The 18382-nt window shown below is 66.9% G+C and carries 20 protein-coding genes; 9 read left to right on the top strand and 11 right to left on the bottom strand.

Features of this window, described 5'->3' with window-relative positions; genetic code table 11:
• Position 1 precedes the first annotated feature (1 nt).
• Entirely contained in the window at positions 2-949 is a 948-nt protein-coding gene (locus NFU08_RS03135; RefSeq protein ID WP_174179784.1) for a carbohydrate ABC transporter permease, read from the bottom strand.
• The gene (locus NFU08_RS03140) at positions 946-2274 is read right to left on the bottom strand and encodes an extracellular solute-binding protein (RefSeq protein ID WP_251420677.1); all 1329 of its coding nucleotides are present in this window, start codon (positions 2272-2274) and stop codon (positions 946-948) included. Before NFU08_RS03140 ends, NFU08_RS03135 begins: the two co-directional genes overlap by 4 nt.
• A 233-nt stretch (positions 2275-2507) precedes the next feature.
• Between NFU08_RS03140 and NFU08_RS03145 the strand changes: the two genes are divergently transcribed.
• Positions 2508-3551 (top strand): LacI family DNA-binding transcriptional regulator, encoded by a 1044-nt coding sequence (locus NFU08_RS03145; protein WP_251420679.1) that lies wholly within the window; start codon positions 2508-2510, stop codon positions 3549-3551.
• Positions 3552-3614: 63 nt separating this feature from the next.
• Here NFU08_RS03145 and NFU08_RS03150 read toward each other — a convergent pair whose 3' ends face one another.
• From NFU08_RS03150 to NFU08_RS03165, 4 genes are all read right to left on the bottom strand, one after another.
• Positions 3615-3860 carry a hypothetical protein gene (locus NFU08_RS03150; RefSeq protein ID WP_251420681.1) on the bottom strand — a complete coding sequence of 82 codons (246 nt, stop codon included), beginning with the start codon at positions 3858-3860 and terminating at the stop codon, positions 3615-3617.
• A gap of 288 nt (positions 3861-4148) precedes the next feature.
• Positions 4149-5255, bottom strand: coding sequence for a GTP pyrophosphokinase family protein (locus NFU08_RS03155; RefSeq protein ID WP_174179769.1), 1107 nt, complete (start codon positions 5253-5255; stop codon positions 4149-4151).
• Positions 5256-5304: 49 nt separating this feature from the next.
• Complete coding sequence (locus NFU08_RS03160; protein ID WP_251420683.1) at positions 5305-6351, bottom strand: LacI family DNA-binding transcriptional regulator; 1047 nt, start codon at positions 6349-6351, stop codon at positions 5305-5307.
• Positions 6352-6386: 35 nt separating this feature from the next.
• A complete protein-coding gene (locus NFU08_RS03165) occupies positions 6387-6755 on the bottom strand; it encodes a VOC family protein (RefSeq protein ID WP_174179765.1) in 369 nt (122 codons plus the stop codon).
• Between the two features lie 149 nt (positions 6756-6904).
• Between NFU08_RS03165 and NFU08_RS03170 the strand changes: the two genes are divergently transcribed.
• The 4 genes from NFU08_RS03170 to NFU08_RS03185 all read left to right on the top strand — a co-directional run bounded on the left by NFU08_RS03170 (position 6905) and on the right by NFU08_RS03185 (position 10769).
• On the top strand, positions 6905-7123 hold the full coding sequence (locus NFU08_RS03170) for a hypothetical protein (RefSeq protein WP_251420685.1): 219 nt from the start codon (positions 6905-6907) through the stop codon (positions 7121-7123).
• Between the two features lie 191 nt (positions 7124-7314).
• Positions 7315-8379, top strand: a complete 1065-nt coding sequence (locus tag NFU08_RS03175; protein WP_251420687.1) for a nucleoside hydrolase — start codon at positions 7315-7317, stop codon at positions 8377-8379.
• Complete coding sequence (locus tag NFU08_RS03180; protein ID WP_251420689.1) at positions 8380-9807, top strand: MFS transporter; 1428 nt, start codon at positions 8380-8382, stop codon at positions 9805-9807.
• A complete protein-coding gene (locus NFU08_RS03185; protein ID WP_251420691.1) occupies positions 9804-10769 on the top strand; it encodes a ribokinase in 966 nt (321 codons plus the stop codon). The genes NFU08_RS03180 and NFU08_RS03185 overlap by 4 nt, the downstream gene beginning before the upstream one ends.
• Positions 10770-10921: 152 nt before the next feature.
• On the opposite strand, the gene NFU08_RS03190 is transcribed toward NFU08_RS03185, so the two are convergent.
• The 4 genes from NFU08_RS03190 to NFU08_RS03205 form a co-directional block, all read right to left on the bottom strand.
• The gene (locus NFU08_RS03190; protein ID WP_251420693.1) at positions 10922-11392 is read right to left on the bottom strand and encodes a hypothetical protein; all 471 of its coding nucleotides are present in this window, start codon (positions 11390-11392) and stop codon (positions 10922-10924) included.
• 388 nt (positions 11393-11780) lie between these two features.
• Complete coding sequence (locus NFU08_RS03195) at positions 11781-12638, bottom strand: aldehyde dehydrogenase family protein (RefSeq protein WP_251420695.1); 858 nt, start codon at positions 12636-12638, stop codon at positions 11781-11783.
• Positions 12639-12658: 20 nt separating this feature from the next.
• Complete coding sequence (locus NFU08_RS03200; protein ID WP_251420697.1) at positions 12659-13354, bottom strand: aldehyde dehydrogenase family protein; 696 nt, start codon at positions 13352-13354, stop codon at positions 12659-12661.
• A 77-nt stretch (positions 13355-13431) separates the two neighbouring features.
• Positions 13432-13758, bottom strand: coding sequence for a GYD domain-containing protein (locus tag NFU08_RS03205; RefSeq protein ID WP_174179750.1), 327 nt, complete (start codon positions 13756-13758; stop codon positions 13432-13434).
• Positions 13759-13861: 103 nt separating this feature from the next.
• Between NFU08_RS03205 and NFU08_RS03210 the strand changes: the two genes are divergently transcribed.
• The 4 genes from NFU08_RS03210 to NFU08_RS03225 all read left to right on the top strand — a co-directional run bounded on the left by NFU08_RS03210 (position 13862) and on the right by NFU08_RS03225 (position 16957).
• Positions 13862-14662, top strand: coding sequence for an alpha/beta hydrolase (locus NFU08_RS03210; protein WP_251420699.1), 801 nt, complete (start codon positions 13862-13864; stop codon positions 14660-14662).
• Positions 14663-14711: 49 nt separating this feature from the next.
• On the top strand, positions 14712-15287 hold the full coding sequence (locus NFU08_RS03215; protein ID WP_251420701.1) for a DUF1349 domain-containing protein: 576 nt from the start codon (positions 14712-14714) through the stop codon (positions 15285-15287).
• 41 nt (positions 15288-15328) lie between these two features.
• Positions 15329-16288 carry a carbohydrate kinase gene (locus NFU08_RS03220; RefSeq protein WP_281359070.1) on the top strand — a complete coding sequence of 320 codons (960 nt, stop codon included), beginning with the start codon at positions 15329-15331 and terminating at the stop codon, positions 16286-16288.
• Between the two features lie 105 nt (positions 16289-16393).
• Complete coding sequence (locus NFU08_RS03225; protein ID WP_174179735.1) at positions 16394-16957, top strand: DoxX family protein; 564 nt, start codon at positions 16394-16396, stop codon at positions 16955-16957.
• Between the two features lie 66 nt (positions 16958-17023).
• Here NFU08_RS03225 and NFU08_RS03230 read toward each other — a convergent pair whose 3' ends face one another.
• Positions 17024-18211, bottom strand: coding sequence for an ABC transporter substrate-binding protein (locus tag NFU08_RS03230; RefSeq protein WP_251420703.1), 1188 nt, complete (start codon positions 18209-18211; stop codon positions 17024-17026).
• Positions 18212-18382: the final 171 nt, after the last annotated feature.

An 18382-nucleotide genomic window follows, 5' to 3' on the forward strand; every position in this document is an offset into this window, starting at 1 on the left:
CCTACATACCTTCCAATTGGCTGCCCTGCTTGTCCTTGCCTCCAAGGCGCTGGAGGAACAGGGCGAGTGCAAGGCCGATGAGTACGAGAATGACGGCGATGACGCTGGCAGGGCCCATGAGGTTGGCCCGGAAGCCCCGCAGGTACATGTCCAGGGCCAGGATCCGGGTGGAGTTGCCCGGGCCGCCGCCGGTGAGGACGAAGATCAGGTCGAAGTACGTCAGGGACCCCACCACCATCAGGGTGGAGGAGGTGATGATGGTGTACTTCAGCTGGGGGAGGGTGATGTGGAAGAACTGCTTGATGGTTCCCGCCCCGTCGATTTCCGCCGCTTCATAGAGCGACCTGGGAATCTGCCGCACACCGCCCTGGTAGATGAGCGTGTGGAACGGCACGAACTGCCAGGCGATCACAAAGATGACCAGCCCAAGGGCCAGGTGGGGGACACCCAGCCAGTCCTGCGCCAGGAAGGGGAGTCCCAGCCCGGTGGCCAGGCCGAAGTTCGGGTCCAGCAGGGCTTTGAAGGCGATGGCGACCGCTGCCGATGAAAGCAGCAGCGGCAGGAAGTACAGCACGGCCAGGGCAGCCCGGTAGCGCTGGCTTCCCGCGGTGAAGACACCCAAGAGGAGGCTGATGGGCGTCTGGACCAGCCAGGAGGCGATCATGATCAGGAAGGTCAGCCCCAGGGCGTTGTACAGCCCGGGGTCCGCGAGCACGGAGAACCAGTTGCCCAGCCCTGCCGACCCGATGGCACCGATGCCGTCCCAGCTGGCGAAGCTCAGGACGAGGACACCGGCCAGCGGCACCACGGCGAACGCCAGGAAGAAGAACAGTGCGGGCACTGTCAGCCAGGCGAGGGCAGTGTTGCGTTGTCCGCTGTGGCCCGGGTCGCCCTTGGGACGGGCGGCCCGGGCGGCCGGCTTACGGGTGGTGGAGGCGGCGTTACTCATTTGCCCAGGGTTGCATTCATGTTCTCGGCGAACTGCTGCGGGGTGATCGACTTCAGGAACAGCTGGTCGATGTTGTTCAGCAGGGCTTCTGCTGCGGTGGGGCTGAGGGCCTGGTCCCACGACTGCTGGAAGTTGGGGGCGTTCTTGGCCAGGTCGTAGACAAAGTTCAGGAAGTCCTTGTCTTCGGAGGTGTTGAGCTTGTCCTCGATGCCGTTGACGATCGGGACGGAGCCGGAATTGATGTAGGTATCGATGACCGTCTCGGTCAGGATGCCTTCCTTGAAGAACTTCTTCGCCGTCTCCTTTTCCGCGTCGGTGGCCTTGGAGGAGATCGACATGTACTGGGCGGGGTTTCCCACGCCGTTCTTCGGATCGCCCTTGCCGCCGGCAACGGTTGGGAACTGGACAAACCCCAGCTTCCCGTCCTGGACGAAGTTCTGGCCGCCCTTTTTCATGGCGCCGTAGGTCCAGGAGCCGTGCAGCATCATGGCTGCCTTGCCCGTGAACAGCAGGGCCTGGTCCGCATTGGAGTCTGCGGCGATGGAGGAGAAGCCCTTGATGAACCCATCCGCAGAGACGAGTTCCTGGATCTTTGTTCCGGTCTCGATGACGGCGGGATCCATCCAGGAGTTGGGCTTGCCTTCGAAGATGGCGGTGAAGACCTCGGCGCCGCCGATGCGGTCCAGGAGGTATTCCAGCCACATCATGGAGGTCCAGCGGGACTGTCCGCCGAGGGAGAAGGGCGCAACGCCCATGTCGTTGAAGGTCTTGACCAGGGACATGACGTCATCCCAGGTCTTGGGCGGCTGGGCGCCGGCCTTTTCGAACAGTTCCTTGTTGTAGAAGAGGACGATCGGGGCAACGTACTGGTTGGGCAGTGCGTAGATCTTTCCGTCGACCGTGGCTGCACCGAACGAGGCCGGGAAGAACTTGTCCTTCAGGTCCGGGTTCTCGTCGAACCAGCCGGTCAGGTCATCCACCTGGTTGGCCTCGGCGTAGGTCTTCAGGGTGCCGCCGCCCCAGCCGTAGATGATGGTGGGTGCCTGGCCGGCGCCGATCGCTGTCTTGATCTTGGTCTTGTAGGCGTCGTTCTGGAAGTAGGTGACGGCGAGCTTGTCGTCAGGGTTTGCCGCGGTGAAGGCGTCCACGGCCTTCTGCATGGTGGTCTGGTTGGGCTCGCCGGAGAGGTACCACATGCTGGCGCCCCCGCCGCTGCTGGAGGAACCCGGTCCCGATGTCCCGCAGGCAGTGGCCGTCATGGCGGCGAAGGGGGTGAGGGCAGCAAGGGCGAGGAATGAGCGGCGGGAGGTCTGGGATTGCTTCATTGCTTCTCCATCTGAAATTGCTTCGTTGCAAATGTTTGGGGCGTGAGCTCCACCAGCAGTTTCGAAATATTTCGAATGAGTGATTTAGGTCACGGTCTAAACTAAAGGTCCGGAGTGGCAAAGGTCAAGGCCTAATTTATTGGCCTCATGACGGAGGTATCTTCCGGCCCCTTGACCGCGCCAGCACAAATCTGAACAATGAGTCAACGAAACTTTTCGAAAGGTCTCACCAGATGGCAACGAAGATCCCGGAACGGGCCAAGCCGACGCTTGCCTCCGTTGCCCAGCAGGCCGGAGTTTCCGCGCCCACCGTTTCGAAGGTGGTGAACGGCCGCGAGGATGTGTCTCCGGAAACCAGGGCCCGCGTGCTGGCCGTGCTGGAGCAGGCCGGGTACCAGTCCCCGCTGCAGCGCCGTTCCGCAGGGGAGACCGGCACGGTGGTGGAGGTGGTCATCGATGTCCTCGATTCCGCGTACACCATCCAGGTGCTTAACGGCGTGCTGCAGTCCGCGGCAGATGCCGACGTGGAGATCATGGTCAGCGTCACCGGGCCGGCGGGCCAGGGCAGGCGCAGCCCCGAGGGCCGCGCGCAGCGCATGGTGGACGAGGGCAGGGCCGGAATGATTGTGGTGACCTCAGCCTTCAGCGAGACGCAACTGCACCCTTTCCGGCGCCGCCAGATTCCCGTCGTCGTGATTGACCCGCTGAACCCGCCCTCCGCTGACGTGGTCAGCATCGGGGCCACCAACTGGGCGGGCGGCAAGGCGGCCACGGAGCACCTGCTGGAGCTGGGTCACCGCCGCATCGCGTACATCGGCGGTATAGAAAAGGCCGAGTGCAACCAGGCGCGGCTGCACGGCTACATGGCGGCACTCATGGCGTACGGCGTTCCGGTGGACCCGCAGTACATCTATTCCGGCGGCAGGTTCCGGCGGGAGGGCGGCGTTAGGGGCTTGCAGGCGCTGCTCCAGCTGGACAAGCTTCCGACGGCGATCTTCGCCGCCAGCGACACCATCGCCCTGGGCATCCTGGGGGAAGCGGGCCGGCACGGTATCCGGGTTCCCGAGGACCTGAGCCTTATCGGTTTTGACGGAACGAACCAGGGCGAGGAGTCGGTGCCGTCGTTGAGTTCCGTAGCCCAGCCGCTGGAGGAGATGGGGCGGGCAGCGCTCCGGTCTTTGCTCCGCCAGGCGCGTGGGGAAGTCCTGGATTCGCACCGCGTTGAGCTCGCCACCCATCTGATCGTCCGCGATTCCACAGCACCGCCTGCGGCCTGAGGCCGGGAGGCGCCCACGGCAGCCCAGGCTCCGGCCTCGACCAGCAACACCCCGGACCGCGCCTTAGCCCCGGCGCGTGTAGCTGATGTCGGTCGTGCCCAGGGGTGCCGAATGCAGGGTCACGTAGCTGCCCTGTGCCGTGTTCCCGGTGCGCGTGCCGCTGCCGGGCGAGGAAATGTAGCCTGCCTCGGTGGGGCGGAAGTCGGCCAGGTGGCCGGCCAGGGTGACATAGCTGCCGCCCCGGGGTGTCCCGATGACGGCGGACGGGGCTGCTTCGATGGTCACTGGGCGTTCGAGGATCTGGGTCATAGTGTTCTCCTGATGCGTGAGGATTGGGCGGCTGCCATCCGGGTCCCTGCCGTTCCCATGTGCGTCAGTCCTGCAGGTGTCCGCAGGGGGCAATGGGGGTGGGGTTCGATGCAGCGCGGGGAGCCGGCGCGTTGGCGCTCGGGGAACTGTTCACCCGCATACAGCCCGGACAGGGCTTCGATGGCCTGCCATCAACGTTACGGCTTATTTTGAGTGCATCAAAATAAGGTGGCGGAACTCACGGGACAGTCTGCAGGCAACGGCAGGCTGCCCGCAGACCTGGACTCCCTACTTCTTGGTGAGCCGGTACCGCTCGATCTGCCGCAGCCGCCGCATCAGGCTGTCGCGCCGCGGATGCGGGACGGCGTCGGACGCTTCCGCGGTGAGGTCGATGTGTTTGGTGCCGTACTGCCACAGCAGCAGGTCGTCGAGCAGCCGGTCGGGGCCGGGGGAGTAGCGGTGGTCCAGGGCCTTCCGGACTTCGGTAATGCGGTTGGCGCTGAGCAGCCCGGCCAGCTGCATGGTCTGGTTGAGGCCGTGCGCGGCCAGGAGTTCGGCGGCCCAGCCCCAGTCGTCATCCACCTTGCGGTCCACGTGGGGCAGCAGCGTCCGCCAGACGTCCCGGATGCGGTTGGGCGTCAGCGGCGCGGCTCCCTCGCCGTCGGCGTCCCAAAAACTGCGGACTTCCTCATAGCGCTCATGCAGGTCTGCGAAGGCTGTCTCCACCGTCTCCAGCATGGCGGCGGTGGCGGTGAACTGCCGGTCGAAGTGCGGGGTCCAGGCGCGCGGGTCCTCGGCCTTGAACCGGATGTCGTGCTCGATCTCGCTCCACGCGTGGGCAAAAATCGTCCGGATCTGGCACTCAAAGAAGTAGCTGCCGTTGGGCACGGCGTCCGGGTTGAAAACCTGCTGGTACTCCTTCACGGCCTCGTTCTGGATGGTCCGCAGGATCAGGTGCCGGCTGGAATATCCGTAGGTGCCGGATTCGATGGAGCCGATGTCCTTTTCCCGGTCCCCGCGGCAGTCGAAGAGCTGGCGCTGGTGCTTGATGATGTTGGCCACCACCGCATTCTCGGCCGGGAGCTTGGTGATCACCCGGATCCCCACCATGTCATTGAGCGTCCGGAACGGGTCCGGGAACTTCAGGACCGGCGGCCCGCCCGGTTCCAGCGGTTCCTCGATTCGTGAAATCTTCTCCTTGAATGACTCCACCGTTTTGGTGCGCCCGGTGACGAACAGCGGGGTGACCTCGGAGTCCTTCAGCATGTCCCGCAGGGTCAGCAGGACATCCCGGGTGACCAGTTTCAGGGCAGGGCGGACGCGCTCGTAGATCTCCACGTTCTGCTCCACGGATTCGCGCAGGCTCGCGTCCAGGCTGTCCCAATGACTCGGCATGGTTCCAGCTTACGGCCGGGCACTGACAGAACGGTGGCGCCGGGCGCCCTCAGCGTTCCGCTGCGGCGGTGGATCCGCGCACCACCAGTGAACTCTCCAGCGTGACCCCGGACTGTTCGAGCACCCCGCCTTCCATGAGGCGGCGCAGCTGCTCTCCGGCCTTCAGTCCCAGGGGGGTGGCGGGCAGGTGGACGCTGGTGAGCCCGGGATTGCTCGTGGCCGAATAGGGGAGGTCGTCGAAGCCGGCCACCGCCAGCTCCTCCGGAATCCGCACGCCGGCCACGCGGGCCTCCTGCAGCACACCGTAGGCGTGCGTGTCCGTGCCGCAGACGACGGCGGTCACCCCCCTCCGCTGCCACCCCGGCCAGGCGGCGGCGAAGGCTGAAGCCGCCGTGCCGACGTCGATGGTGGTGCTGATTATGCGGTCCGCCCCAACGGTGATGCCGCGGGCGGCCGCCTCCTCCAGGAAGGCTTTCCGGCGGAGCGCGAAGGTTTCCGTGCCCGTGACGCTGTCCACGTACGCCGCCTCGCGGTGCCCCGCGTCTGCCAGGTGCGCCGCCAATTCCCGCGCGCCGCTTGCCACGTCCAGGTTCACCGACGGCGCGTAGGCCTCCAGCCCGGGCGCGTCCAGCAGCACAACGGGCGACGGCGACGCGAGGTCCTCGAGGAAGCCTGCGCTGGGTGCGTCCACCAGGAGCCCTGCCGGGCGCAGGGACATGAGCCGCCGGACGTCGTCGGCCCGGGGGGACTCGCCGGCCTCCGTCACGGACAGCAGCAGCTGGTACCGCGGGCCCAGGGACTCCCGCACCCCGGCGATCACCTTGGCGAAGAAGGGGTTGGAGATGTCCGGCGCCACCAGGATCACGATCGAGCTCACCCCCTTGGCCAGCGAACTGCCGATGCCGTCCACCACGTAGCCAAGCTCGGCGATTGCCTCCCGGACCCTGGAAATGTTGTCCTCGGAGACCCGGCCGGCGGTCTTGCCGTTGGCCACCAGCGAGACGGTGGCCGTGGAGACCCCTGCCTTGGCGGCCACCATCGCCGCCGTGATCCGCCGCGAACGCGCGGGCTGCTGCAGCTGTTCCGCGGATTCCATACCTCGATCGTAGTAGGCAGCAGGCGGGCTGCGGGTTACTGTGCCTGCCGGTCGATGCGGGTCAGGGCGATCTTGGCGCCGGAGGGGTCGGCGACAATGGCAACCCAGTGGCCGGGTGCGCTCTCGACGGGATGGAGGAGCACCTTTCCGCCCAAGCGGACGGCGCTTTCGAGCGCCGCGCCCAGGTCTGCAGGCTCGAAGTAGGGCAGGATGTCGCCGGGCTCAAGAACTTCAATGACGGGCGGGAAGCCGCGCAACAGGTCAGGAAATCCGCCGTCAATGTTGCCGGCGCGGAACCTGCTGTGGACTCCGGTGGTGGTCTCGAAGCCAAGGACACCCTCATAGAACGCTGCGGAGCGGGACGGGTCGAGCGACGCAATGTCCAGGAAGCCAAGTGGAAGCATGGCAGTGAGCCTACAAAGCCACGCATGGCGTGGCAATCACGCCCCGCGGAGGGGGCCGCCGGACAGCAAAATGGGCGCTCTCCGGCACCCCGAAAAATGGGGGTCATACAGGCCTTCCGGACCGGGGGCTCTGGTGGGACGATGCCCGTATGAGCGATACCAGCCATGCAACCGCGCGGGACCTTGGCCCCCGCCAGCACGCCCACGTTGCGCCGACCACCCAGGAGATCCGGACCATTGGGCAGCGCCGGCGGGAGGCAGAGGAGAAGCTTGAACAGCACCTCCAGGAGGCCCGCCAGAGGTACGAACAGCACGAAGCCCAGGCACACCCGGCCGCCGGGCAGCCCGGCAAGGAGAAGCGCCACTAACCCGGCCCCGTCCACGAGCAACACCATCCAGCTCCCCTCCGCGCAGGCGCTGGCATCAAGCGCTTGACCTGCGTTTACGTCAAGCGTTTGACGTGTGCCCCACAACACTGCCATGATCTCTCCTGAACGCTTCAGCTCCCCGCGCAACAAGTGATACACCTGGCGCGGGCCCCAACGACGTGGAGATCATCGTGGAACCCACTGCCCCTTCCCTTGACCGGCAATCTTCCGGCCGCAAAAAGATCATTCTTGACTGCGACCCCGGGCATGACGACGCTGTGGCGTTGCTGCTCGCCCACGGCAACCCGGACATCGACCTGCTGGCCGTCACAACGGTGGTGGGAAACCAGACCCTGGAAAAGGTCACCCGCAACGCCCTGGCCGTCGGCACCATCGCCGGCATCACCGGTGTCCCCTTCGCCGCCGGCTGCGGACGCCCCCTGGTGAGGAGCATCGAAACCGCCCCGGACATCCATGGGGACAGCGGCATGGACGGCCCGGAACTTCCGCCGTCGGACATCGACCTGGACCCCCGCCACGCGGTGGACCTCATTATCGATACCGTCATGGCGCACGAGCCCGGCACCGTCACCCTGGTGCCCACCGCCGGCCTGACCAACATCGCCCTCGCCGCCCGGAAGGAACCGCGCATCGTGGAGCGCGTGAAGGAAGTTGTCCTCATGGGCGGCGGCTACCACGTGGGCAACTGGAGCGCCGTGGCCGAGTTCAACATCATCATCGACCCCGAGGCCGCGCACATCGTCTTCAACGAAAAGTGGCCGGTGGTGATGGTGGGCCTGGACCTGACCCACCAGGCGCTCGCCACCCCGGACGTCGTGCAAAAGATTGCCGCGATCGGCACCAGGCCCGCAAAGTTCGTCACCGAACTCATGGATTTCTTCGCCCACACCTACAAGGACGCCCAGGGCTTCGACCACCCGCCGGTGCACGACCCCTGCGCCGTGGCCTACGTGATCGACCCCAGCATCGTCACCACCCGCAAGGTGCCGGTGGACATTGAGCTGCAGGGCACGCTGACGCTCGGCATGACGGTGGCGGACTTCCGCGCCCCCGCGCCGGCGGACTGCCACACCAGCGTCGCCGTGGACCTGGACCACGAAAAGTTCTGGAACCTGGTCACCGACGCGCTGGAACGCATCGGTGATCCGCTCACCGGTGACGCCCGCACCACACAGAACGCGGCCGACGTCGTCCGCGACGCAAGTGACTCCCTCACCGCCGGAGGGGTCAAGTAAATGACCGCCACCGTCCTCGAAACCCGGACCGCCAAGGGCAACGTCACCGCCCTGATGGTCGCCCTGCTGGCAGCCTGCGTCGCCTTCCAGCTCAACGCCTCCATGCTCAGCCCCGCCCTGGTGACCATGGGCGAGGAGCTCAACACGGACCAGGCCGTCATCGGCCTCTCGCAGACATGGTTCTTCACCGCGGCCGCCCTGTTCTCCCTGTTCCTGCCCCGCCTGAGCGACATCGTGGGCCGCAAGAAGATCCTCGTGGGCATGATGCTCCTGATGGCCGTGGGGTCCGTCATCGCAGCCCTCGCCCCGGACATCACCTGGCTCTTCGTGGGCCGCATCATCCAGGGCGTCAGCGGCCCCACCGTTCCGCTCTGCCTCATCATGCTGCGCTCCGCGGTCAGCAACCCGCGGAAATACGGCACCCTCATGGGCCTGATCACGGCCGTCAACGGCGGCGTGGCCGGTGTGGACTCCTTTGTGGGCGGCTACTTCGCCGAGCACTTCGGCTTCCGCAGCATCTTCTGGCTCATGGTGGTGCTGGCCCTGGCTGCCACCGCGCTGATCGCTTTCCTGGCCGGTGAAAGCAAGCCGGCCGCCGGCACCCGGATGGACTGGCTGGGCGTGTTCTTCATCGTGGTCGCCGTGGGCGCGCTGCTTACCGCCCTGAACGAAGGCGCCAAGCTGGTGGGCGCCTTCTCCTCCGGCACCCTGATGCTGAGCCTGGCGCTGGTGCTGGTATCCGCCGCCGCGTTCTACCTGTTCTGGCGGACCGAAAAGCGGGCCAGCCAGCCAATGGTGGAAATCGTGCACCTGCGCCAGCGCTCCACCTGGGCGCCGCTGCTCACCACCACGCTGACCATGACCGGCATCTTCGCCGTCATCAACGGCATCGTGCCCGCCTACGTCCAGGCCGCCGACCCCGGTTTCGGCATCGGACCCACAGAGATGTCACTCATCATCCTCACTCCCTATGCACTGCTCGGCTGGGCGGTGGGACCCCTCAGCGGCAGGCTCGCCCCCGTGCTCGGGTACACCAGGGTGCTGCGCATCGGCCTCCTGGGCAGCATCGCGGCGCTGGCCATCATCGCGTTCTTCGGCCTGGACAGCCTGCCGCTGATGATCGCCGGCACGGTGTTGCTGGGCATCATGTACGCCGGTACGGTCAACATCATGCTCAACGGACTCGGTGTTGTCCTTTCACCCGCCGGCAACCCGGGCTTCCTGCCGGGCATGAACGCGGGCGCCTTCAACCTGGGCGCAGGCCTCAGCTTCCTGGTGCTGCCCGCCGTCCTGGTGGCGACGGCGGCCCTCGGCGATGCGAAGGCGTCCTACCTGACCGTCGTGGTGGTCGGCCTCGCACTCACCATCGCAGCGTTCGCCGCCTCGCTCCTGATCCCCAAGCCGGTTGAAGCCGAGGTGGCCGAGTGAACGCCGCCGTCGACCAGGCAGGCCGGGTCGTCGTCGTCGGCTCCTTGAATGCCGACCTCACCATCTACTGCGAACGCCTTCCACTCCCCGGCGAGACGGTGCACGGCAACGGATTCGCGGTGAACCCGGGCGGGAAGAGCGCCAACCAGGCTGTTGCCGCGAGCCGGCTGGGCGGGATCGTCAGCCTGGTGGGCGCGGTGGGGGAGGACCCCAACGGCGCCATGCTGCGGTCCTCCGCCGCCCGTGCAGGGGTGGACGTCGGGTGTGTCCGCACTGTGTCCGAGCCCACGGGCGTGGCGGTCATCGCGGTGGATGCCGGCGGCGAGAACAACATCATCATCTCGGCCGGCGCCAACGGCACCCTGTCCCCGGCGGACGTGGCGGAGGCCTCGGACGTCCTGGAGCAGGCCGCCGTCGTCTGCCTTTGCCTGGAGGTGGGCATGGAGACGGTGCTCGCCGCGGCAAAGGCAGGGCACGACGCCGGCGCAACAGTTTTGCTCAATCTCTCGCCGTACGGCGAGGTACCGGAGGAGCTGACAGCCCTCACCGAGGTCCTGCTGGTCAACGCGCATGAGGCCGCGCTGTTCCTGGGCGACGGTGCCGTGGCCCCGGGGCACGGTGCTGCTGATTCCGAGTGGGACAGGGTGCGCCTGCGGTTTGCGGAGCGGGGGATACGGCAGGTGCTGGTGACCCTCGGTTCGCAGGGCTCGGTGGTGCTGGACTCGGTTGCTCCCGAGGGTTCCCGGGTGGTCCGGATTGCGCCCACGACGGTCAAGGCCGTGGATACCACCGGGGCGGGTGACGCCTTCACCGGTGCCGTTGCCGTAAGGCTGGCCGCCGGGGACGCGCTCGCCGGAGCGGCTGCCTACGCGTCCGTGGCAGCCGCCCTGGCCACCACCCGGAAGGGAACGCAGGCTGCGTACCCGGAGGCGGCGGATGTCGCCCGTCTGCTGAGGGTTTAGGGACATACGCCAGGCGCCGCCGTCGTGCGCGACGCCAGGAAACACGAAGAGGGTGGGGGAGGTCGCTGCGGCCTCCCCCACCCTCTCCCGCTGTGCAGCCAATCTTCTACTGAGACGGCCGGTGCGACACTGGGACGGGCATCAGTGCGGAATTAGGCCGATGGGGTGCTTGTCGGCAGGTATGGGCGGTAAGCGGGAAGGTTTCCGCCGAGTACTGGTGTGTCCAGCTTTGTGCTCTCGGATCCTACAGAGATGGTGACCGGCACTCTCGACCCGGGGATCTCGCTGACGGAGGAAAAGAAGTGTGGGTTGGTGTCGAGTCCGAAATCGGATTGGCCCTCCACTCGGATAGTGACGCTGTCATCCTCGTCAGAAAAGGTGACTTCTACCGGTCCATCAGAGCTGTTGAACAGTGTCCCCAGGAGCCGGCCGGTTTCGTTTTTCTCGAAGGCAACAAGCAGCAGGCTCCGTACCTCGATGTCCCCCAGATCAGTGTCGGCCCCGTTTGCGATGGCATACCAGTCCTCCTCCGGCGCCGCAGTACATCCGGGCAGGCTCAGGAGGGCCAGGGCTGCGAGAAACGCCGTGAGGACGTGTCTCTGAGATCGAGGGCCTGTTCTCATGTCTTGTCCTGACTGGTCTTTCAAGCGCGGCTGGGTCTGTTGAGGTACTGCCTGCTGCTTTACAGGTCCTTCAGATTTGCACCATATCCGGTTGCGGGCAAGGCGAATTCGTCAGCCTGCTTGCGTCCCTCGGTACACGGGGGCAAAGGCCGGGTTTTCGTTTGCGCGACCGCATACAGTAGCCGTCCTTGCCGCTGGAGTCGACAAAAAAGCCACAATGGATATTCCAACGAGTCGTGCTCGTACGGGTGGCGCCACAACACGAGGAGCTGATCCGCGTGTTTGAAGGGATCCGTGCAGTGGAGGGTAACAATAGGGTCAAAACAGTCGCGCCGCCGGTTGCGTATCGGCTACAGGCGTTGTTTTGGGTTGTGCGTCCCGCCTGCCATCAGCGCAGCCGTCCCATCAGCGTGAGCGCACCCTTGACCAACCTGGTGTACCGCTGGTTGGCCATGCCGGGCGGAGGCCCCACGGGAACCAGCCGCTGCTGGGCCACTGTTTGGGCTTCCGTGTACTTGAGGATGCCTTCCTTCCCGTGGCGCCGCCCCACGCCGGAATCCTTCATGCCGCCCATGGGGGCGTCGTGGGACGCCCACGCAGCGGAGTAGCCGTCGTTAATGTTGACCGCCCCGGCAAGCAGGCGTCGCCCCGCGTCCCGGCCGTGCCGCGCGGACCAGACGCTGGCGTTGAGTCCATAGTGGGAGTCGTTGGCCAGGGCCACAGCTTCGTCGTTGTCCTCCACCTGGTAGACCGCCACCACGGGCCCGAACGCCTCCTCCCGCGCAACCACCATCTCCCCGGTGACGCCGGTGAGGATGGTGGGCTCGTAGAAGTACGGGCCGAGGTCCGGCCGGGGCCGCCCGCCGGTGATCACGCGGGCGCCCTTCGCCCGGGCGTCCTCCACATGCGTGCTGACCCGGTCCAGCTGCCGTTGGCCCGTGAGCGAGCCCATGTCGATGTCCCAGCCCGGCCCGGACCCCAAACGGATCGCTTCCACATGCGCAGTGAAAGTTGCCAGGAAGTCCTCGAAGACGGCGCGGTGGACGTAGATGCGTTCCATGCTGATGCACAGCTGGCCGGAGTTGGAGAAGCAGCCCTGCGCGGCACCCCTGGCCGCCTTGTCGAGGTCCGCGTCGGCGAGGACCAGCGTGGCGTTCTTTCCGCCCAGCTCACCCGAGAAGCCGATCAGCCGTTCGGCGCACAGCTGTGCCACGATCCTCCCGGTCTCGGAGGAGCCCGTGAACATGAGGAAGTCCACGCCGCTGATCAGCCCAGCGTCGGCCCGTCCCCGGTCACGATCTGGAACACGTCCCGGGGAAGCCCGGCCTCCCGCAGAAGCTCCAGGGCAAGCAGTGCCGTGAAAGGGGTCTGGGAATCCGGCTTGAGGACGCAGGCGTTGCCGGCCAGCAGGGCGGGGATCGCATCCGAGACGGCAAGGGTCAGCGGGTAGTTCCACGGGCTGATGATGCCCACCACGCCTTTGGGGAGCCGGTACTCCGCCGTCCGGGTCAGGCCCGGAGCCGCCCCGGTGCGGCAGGCCGGGCGGAGGAAGCGTCCGGCCGTGCGCCGGTAATAGGCGGCGGTCAGGGCGGCGTCCGCGAGCTCCTCGAAGGCATTGAGCCGCGACTTGCCGCTCTCCGCCTGGACCAGGTCCAGGATCTCCGCCTCCCGCTGGAGCAGCAGCGCATGGAACCGCCCGACGACGGCGCGGCGCTCGCGGAGGGGAACGGCGGCCCACTCCCGCTGGGCTGCCCGGGCACTTTCGACGGCAGCCGCCACGTCATCCGGCGTGCAGACGGGGACTGCGCCCACCAGGCTGCCGTCCAGCGGGGAATGTGAAACCTGCGCGGGCCGGCCCGGTCCGCAGGTCACCAGGTCCGGCAGGTGGAAAAGGTCGCCAGGCGCTCCAAGCTTGTGGCCGGTTCCTGCCGGCGTGGTCCCCGGCTCGGTGGTGCTGGTCATTGTGGTCCCCTTTGGCGGCAATATAATTTCCGAGCCTAGCCGCAGAAGGGCCTGTGGATCCGGCGGCACCCGTGAATTCAGGCGCCGGGAGGCCGGTACTTGATCTCACCTGCTTTCTGCAGGGCTTCCATGGTGTCCTCCACGCTCATCAGCACCGTGGTTTCAAACGTGCTCAGCGCACCGCCTCCGCTGATGGCGAGGGCCACCGCCGCCATGGAGACGTTGTCCGGGGCTTCCCACAGGTTGTAGCCATCATGGCTGCCGAAGGCATACCAGAATCCGTGCAGCTTTCCGCCTACCGATTCGATGTACGCCTGCGCGGCTTTCCGCCGGTCCTCGGGGTTGTTGATCAGCCGGCCCCAGGTCTCCGGTGTGTAGCTGAACCTTGACAAATACAGAGGCATTTTTCCTGTCCTTCCGTGTCCTGCCCGGGTGATCCACCCAGAATGGCAGCGCGCGGACCGAACGGCAACGGCCATGGAATTTGCTGCACGGTACGCTCGGCACATGGTGCAGCGGCATAGGCATTACTACGGTGAAGACCCCAGCCAGTGGGGCGAGCTGTTCCTCCCTGACCTGCCCGACGGCGGTACCCACCGCGGTGTGGCGGTGGTGATCCACGGGGGCTACTGGCGGTCAAAGTACGGGGCGGAGCTGGGGGAGCCGCTGGCTGGGGACCTCGCCGCGCACGGAATGGCGGCCTGGAACCTGGAGTACCGCCGGGCAGGGAATGGCGGCGGCTGGCCGCATACGTTCCGGGACATCCTGGCGGGCATCGACAAACTGCAGGAGCTGGCCGGTCCCCATGCCCTGGACCTGGCCCAGGTGGTGGCGTTGGGCCACTCCGCCGGCGGGCACCTCGCCGTGTGGGCGGCAGGCCGCGGCCGGCTGCCCCGCTTGGGACTGGACGCTCAGCAACGCGAGGTTGGGTTAAAGGACGACGGCGTCCGCCTCACCGGGGTGGTGAGCCAGTCCGGCGTCCTGGACCTGGCGGAAGCGGAAAAGCTGAACCTCAGCGATGGTGCCGTGGCCAACTTCGTTGGCGGGCCGTCGTCGGAATTCCCCGGCCGGTACCGGTACGCAGACCCCATGGCCGCGCTCCCGCTGGATGTTCCCGTCATCGCCGTCCACGCCACGGAGGACGAGGACGTGCCGTTGGCCATGTCAACCTCCTACGTGGAGGCGGGCAAATCCGGACCAGTGCCTGCGCGGCTGGTCACGGTGCCCGGGGACCACTTTGCGCTGATCGATCCAGGGTCCCAGGCCTACAGAAAGTGCCGTGGACTTGTGCAGGAGCTGCTGCGGTGAGGCGCTCAGCGTGCCGAGCCCGCAGTTGTCCTGAAGTACAGTGACGGCCATGGACATTCCCTGGTCGCAAGGTGCCTGGACCCACCCGCCCGTTTCCGCCGTCGAGCACGGCACGGATCTGCTGGTCACCGCCAAGGAAGGCAGCGACGCCTGGCGAACCACCTCGTACGGTTTTATCCACGACAGTGAGCACGCCCTCCTGGCACCTTTTCCGCCGGATTCCGCGGTGGAAGTGGAATTTACCGCTGACTTTTCCGAGCAGTTCGACCAGGCGGGGATCTTCGTGCGCATTTCTGCCGGGCAGTGGGTCAAGGCCGGCGTCGAGTTTGCCGACGGCTCCTGCCAGCTCGGGGCGGTGGTCACCGACGGCGTGTCCGACTGGTCCCTGGCTCCCGTTCCGGCCTGGCGTGGAAGCCGGGTGCTCGTCCGGATCAGCCGTACCGGTGACGCGCTCACCATCCGGGCACAGGCAGCCGGCGGACCCCTGCAGCTGGTCCGGCTGGTCCCGCTCGATCCCGCCGCGGATGCCCACGCCGGGCCTTTCGTGTGTGCCCCCACCAGGGCGGGGCTGACCGTGCCTTTCCATGCCTGGAGGACCACGGAACCCGACGGCGCCCTGCACTGACCGCGCCTGCCGGCCCGGACGTCGTCACGGACCGGCGTTGGCTGCCGTCTTTCTGGCAGAGTATGACCATGCTCACTGTTATTGGCGAAGGCCTTGTTGACGTTGTCCAGCGCGCCTCGGGAATTGAAGCCCACGTGGGCGGCAGCCCGCTGAACGTGGCGGTGGGCCTGGCCCGCCTTGACCACCCGGTGCAGTTCATCGGCCGGTACGGCCGCGACGCCTACGGCGATTCCGTCGCGGCGCACCTGCGCGCCAGCTCCGTCATGGTTCCAATGGGCCCCGATGACCTGCCCACCAGCGTGGCCACGGCCCTGATTGACGACGACGGCGCCGCCACCTACACGTTCGACCTCACCTGGGAGCTTCCGGGCATCGCCGACCGGCTTGCCTTCATGCTGCAGGGCACCACCCTGCTGCACACCGGCTCCATCGCCACCATGCTGGCGCCCGGCGCAACCGATGTGCTGGCCGCCGTCGAATACGCCCACCCGCACGCCACCATCAGCTTCGACCCCAACTGCCGGCCAAGCATCATCACCGACGTGGACTACGCGCGCCGGCACACGGAAAAGTTCGTGACCCTGGCGGACGTGGTCAAGGCCTCCGATGAGGACCTCGCCTGGCTGTACCCGGACATGGACGTGCTGGATGCCGCACGGCGCTGGTTGTCGCTGGGCGGATCCGAGGGCCCCGCGATGGTGGTGGTCACGCGCGGCGCGGAAGGGCCCTGGGGAGTGGGCCATGCCGGTGAAGCCAAAGTGCCGGCACCCCGGGTTGAGGTGGCGGACACCGTGGGGGCAGGGGACTCATTCATGGCGGCACTGCTCTCCGGCCTGGTGGACCGCGGCCTGGACGGCGCGCAGAACCGGAAGGACCTGCGGGAACTGCCGGCCGAGGGCCTGGCCGAGCTCCTGGCGCATGCTGCCCGGGCCGCAGCGGTGACGGTTTCCCGGCCCGGCGCCAACCCGCCCACGCGGGCTGAACTGGATGCGGTTCTCTAGGGAGTGATCAGTCCGGTCGCCGCCCGTGACCCGGAAGTTGCACGGACGTACACTCGTGATGACAGCGAGCCGTGCAGCGACTCAAACAACCCCAGGAGGACTGTTATGGGCAATGTAACAACGAGTCCCGAGGCGGCGGCCGCCGCGCAGACCCTGTTCCGGGTCGCTCTGGGAGGAGTGCTTGTCGCTCACGGAACCCAGAAACTATTCGGCTGGTTTGGCGGGGGAGGCGTTGAAGGCACCAGCAAGGGCATGCACGCCATGGGATTCCGACCCGCGAAACCCAGCGCCGTCCTGGCTGGTGTAGGTGAAGCCGGAGCTGGGTTTGCCCTGGCGCTGGGGCTGGGCACCCCAGCTGCCGGCGCAGCTGCGGCAACCACGATGGGCGTCGCGGCCAGTGTCCACGCACCGAACGGTTTTTTCGCCACCGAGGGCGGTCTGGAGTACCCAGCCGTGCTGGGCCTGGCAGCAGCAGCGTTCACGATCGGCGGCTCCGGGCCCTATTCCCTGGATGCCCTCACCGGTCATGTCCTGGACCGGCCGTGGATGCGGATCACTGCCTTGGCTGTGATCCCCACAGCCATCGCCATCCAGATTTCCCGCCGGCGCAAGGCCTTGGCTGGCGACGCTGCGGCTCCGGCGGCGGGTGCCGCCCCGGAGGAAGGCTGAACCTGGCCGCCGCCGGAAGTGGTTCCCGCGGCGGGCGGGTTTTCCTAAACGTTTATTGGGCTCCTGCTACTCCTTCCCCAGCCCGGCAGCCGGGGTCTTCCCGCCCGTTACCTCATTGAGGGCGGTGAGGTTGAAGATGCCGTTGATGTCGGACTGCTTGGTGGTGCCGGCAGCGACGCCGTCGGCCAGGAGCTTTTCGTAGGTTCCGGCCAGCGGGTCCACGGTGAACACGATGTTCTTGAGGGAGCGGTCGATGACGTCGGCTTTCAGCTCCGCGCCCGCGGCTTCCTTGAGGGCGGCGTTGATGACGCCGGCCTTGTCGTCGGTAGAGGCGTTGTTCAGCCATTCGACTGACTTCACGTGGCCCTTGAGCAGCGACTTCACGGTCTCCGGGTGGTCGGCGGCGAACTTCTGGTTGACGATCAGGATGGTGGTGGGGAACTCGCCCGGCTTGCCGGACAGCGAGCCGTCCCACAGGTCCTTTTCGTCCACCAGGACCTTGGCTCCGGCAGTGAGCACCAGGCGTGAGGCCCACGGCTCAGGCAGCCACGCGCCGTCGAGCTTTCCGTCCTGAAAGAGCTTCAGGGTCTGGGCGTTCTCGGTGGGGTTGATGGCCACGTCACCGCTGCCGTCAACGTTGGTCTTGTAGCCCTGGGACGCGAGCCAGGCGCGGAGGGCCACGTCCTGCGTGCCGCCGAGCTGCGGGGAGGCAAGGGTTTTGCCCCTCAGGTCCGCGGCGGAGCTGATCTCCGGCCGAACCACCAGCTGGGCGCCGCCGGCTGCAGCGCCGGCGATGATGTTTACCGATTCGCCGCCGCTCTTCACGAACGAGTTGATGGCGGGATTCGGGCCGATGTACGTGGCATCGATGGCACCGGCGTTCAGCGCCTCGATCGCGGCCGGGCCGGCGTTGAACACCTGGGTGCTGAGCCTGGTATCGCCGAGCTCCTCCGCGATGTAGCCCTGGCTTACCCCCACCAGGGCGGGGGCGTGGGTGACGTTGCCGAAGTATCCAAGCTTGAGTTCCCCGGCGGGGTTGCCGGCGGGGGCGGTCTCCCGCACTGCCGCGGGGGTCCCGCCGTTCACGGCGGAGGCGACGGCGGCGCCCCCGCCAATGAGGGCAAGGATGCCGACGGCGATGCCGACCTTCAGCCCGAGCGGCCGCTTGGGCGCGGCGGACTGGCCGGCAACGATGCGGGTGGAGCCTGGCTGGTCCTGCGGATTCTTGGGGCTTTGGCGCGAGGGATCTGACACTGGAATTCCTTTGCTGGGGCGGATGCTGAGTTGAGATTACGGAGCGACCGGCAGCGCCACAATCGTTCCCGTAGCGGGCGTTCACGGGAGGTCGCGGGGGCTCAACAAGGCGTAGCACAGCGACAAGAAACGTCGCGGGACGTCTTTTTCCGGGGCACCGGAAGGAGTGTT

This window comes from Pseudarthrobacter sp. NCCP-2145, from assembly GCF_023708005.1.
Classification (GTDB): domain Bacteria; phylum Actinomycetota; class Actinomycetes; order Actinomycetales; family Micrococcaceae; genus Arthrobacter; species Arthrobacter oxydans.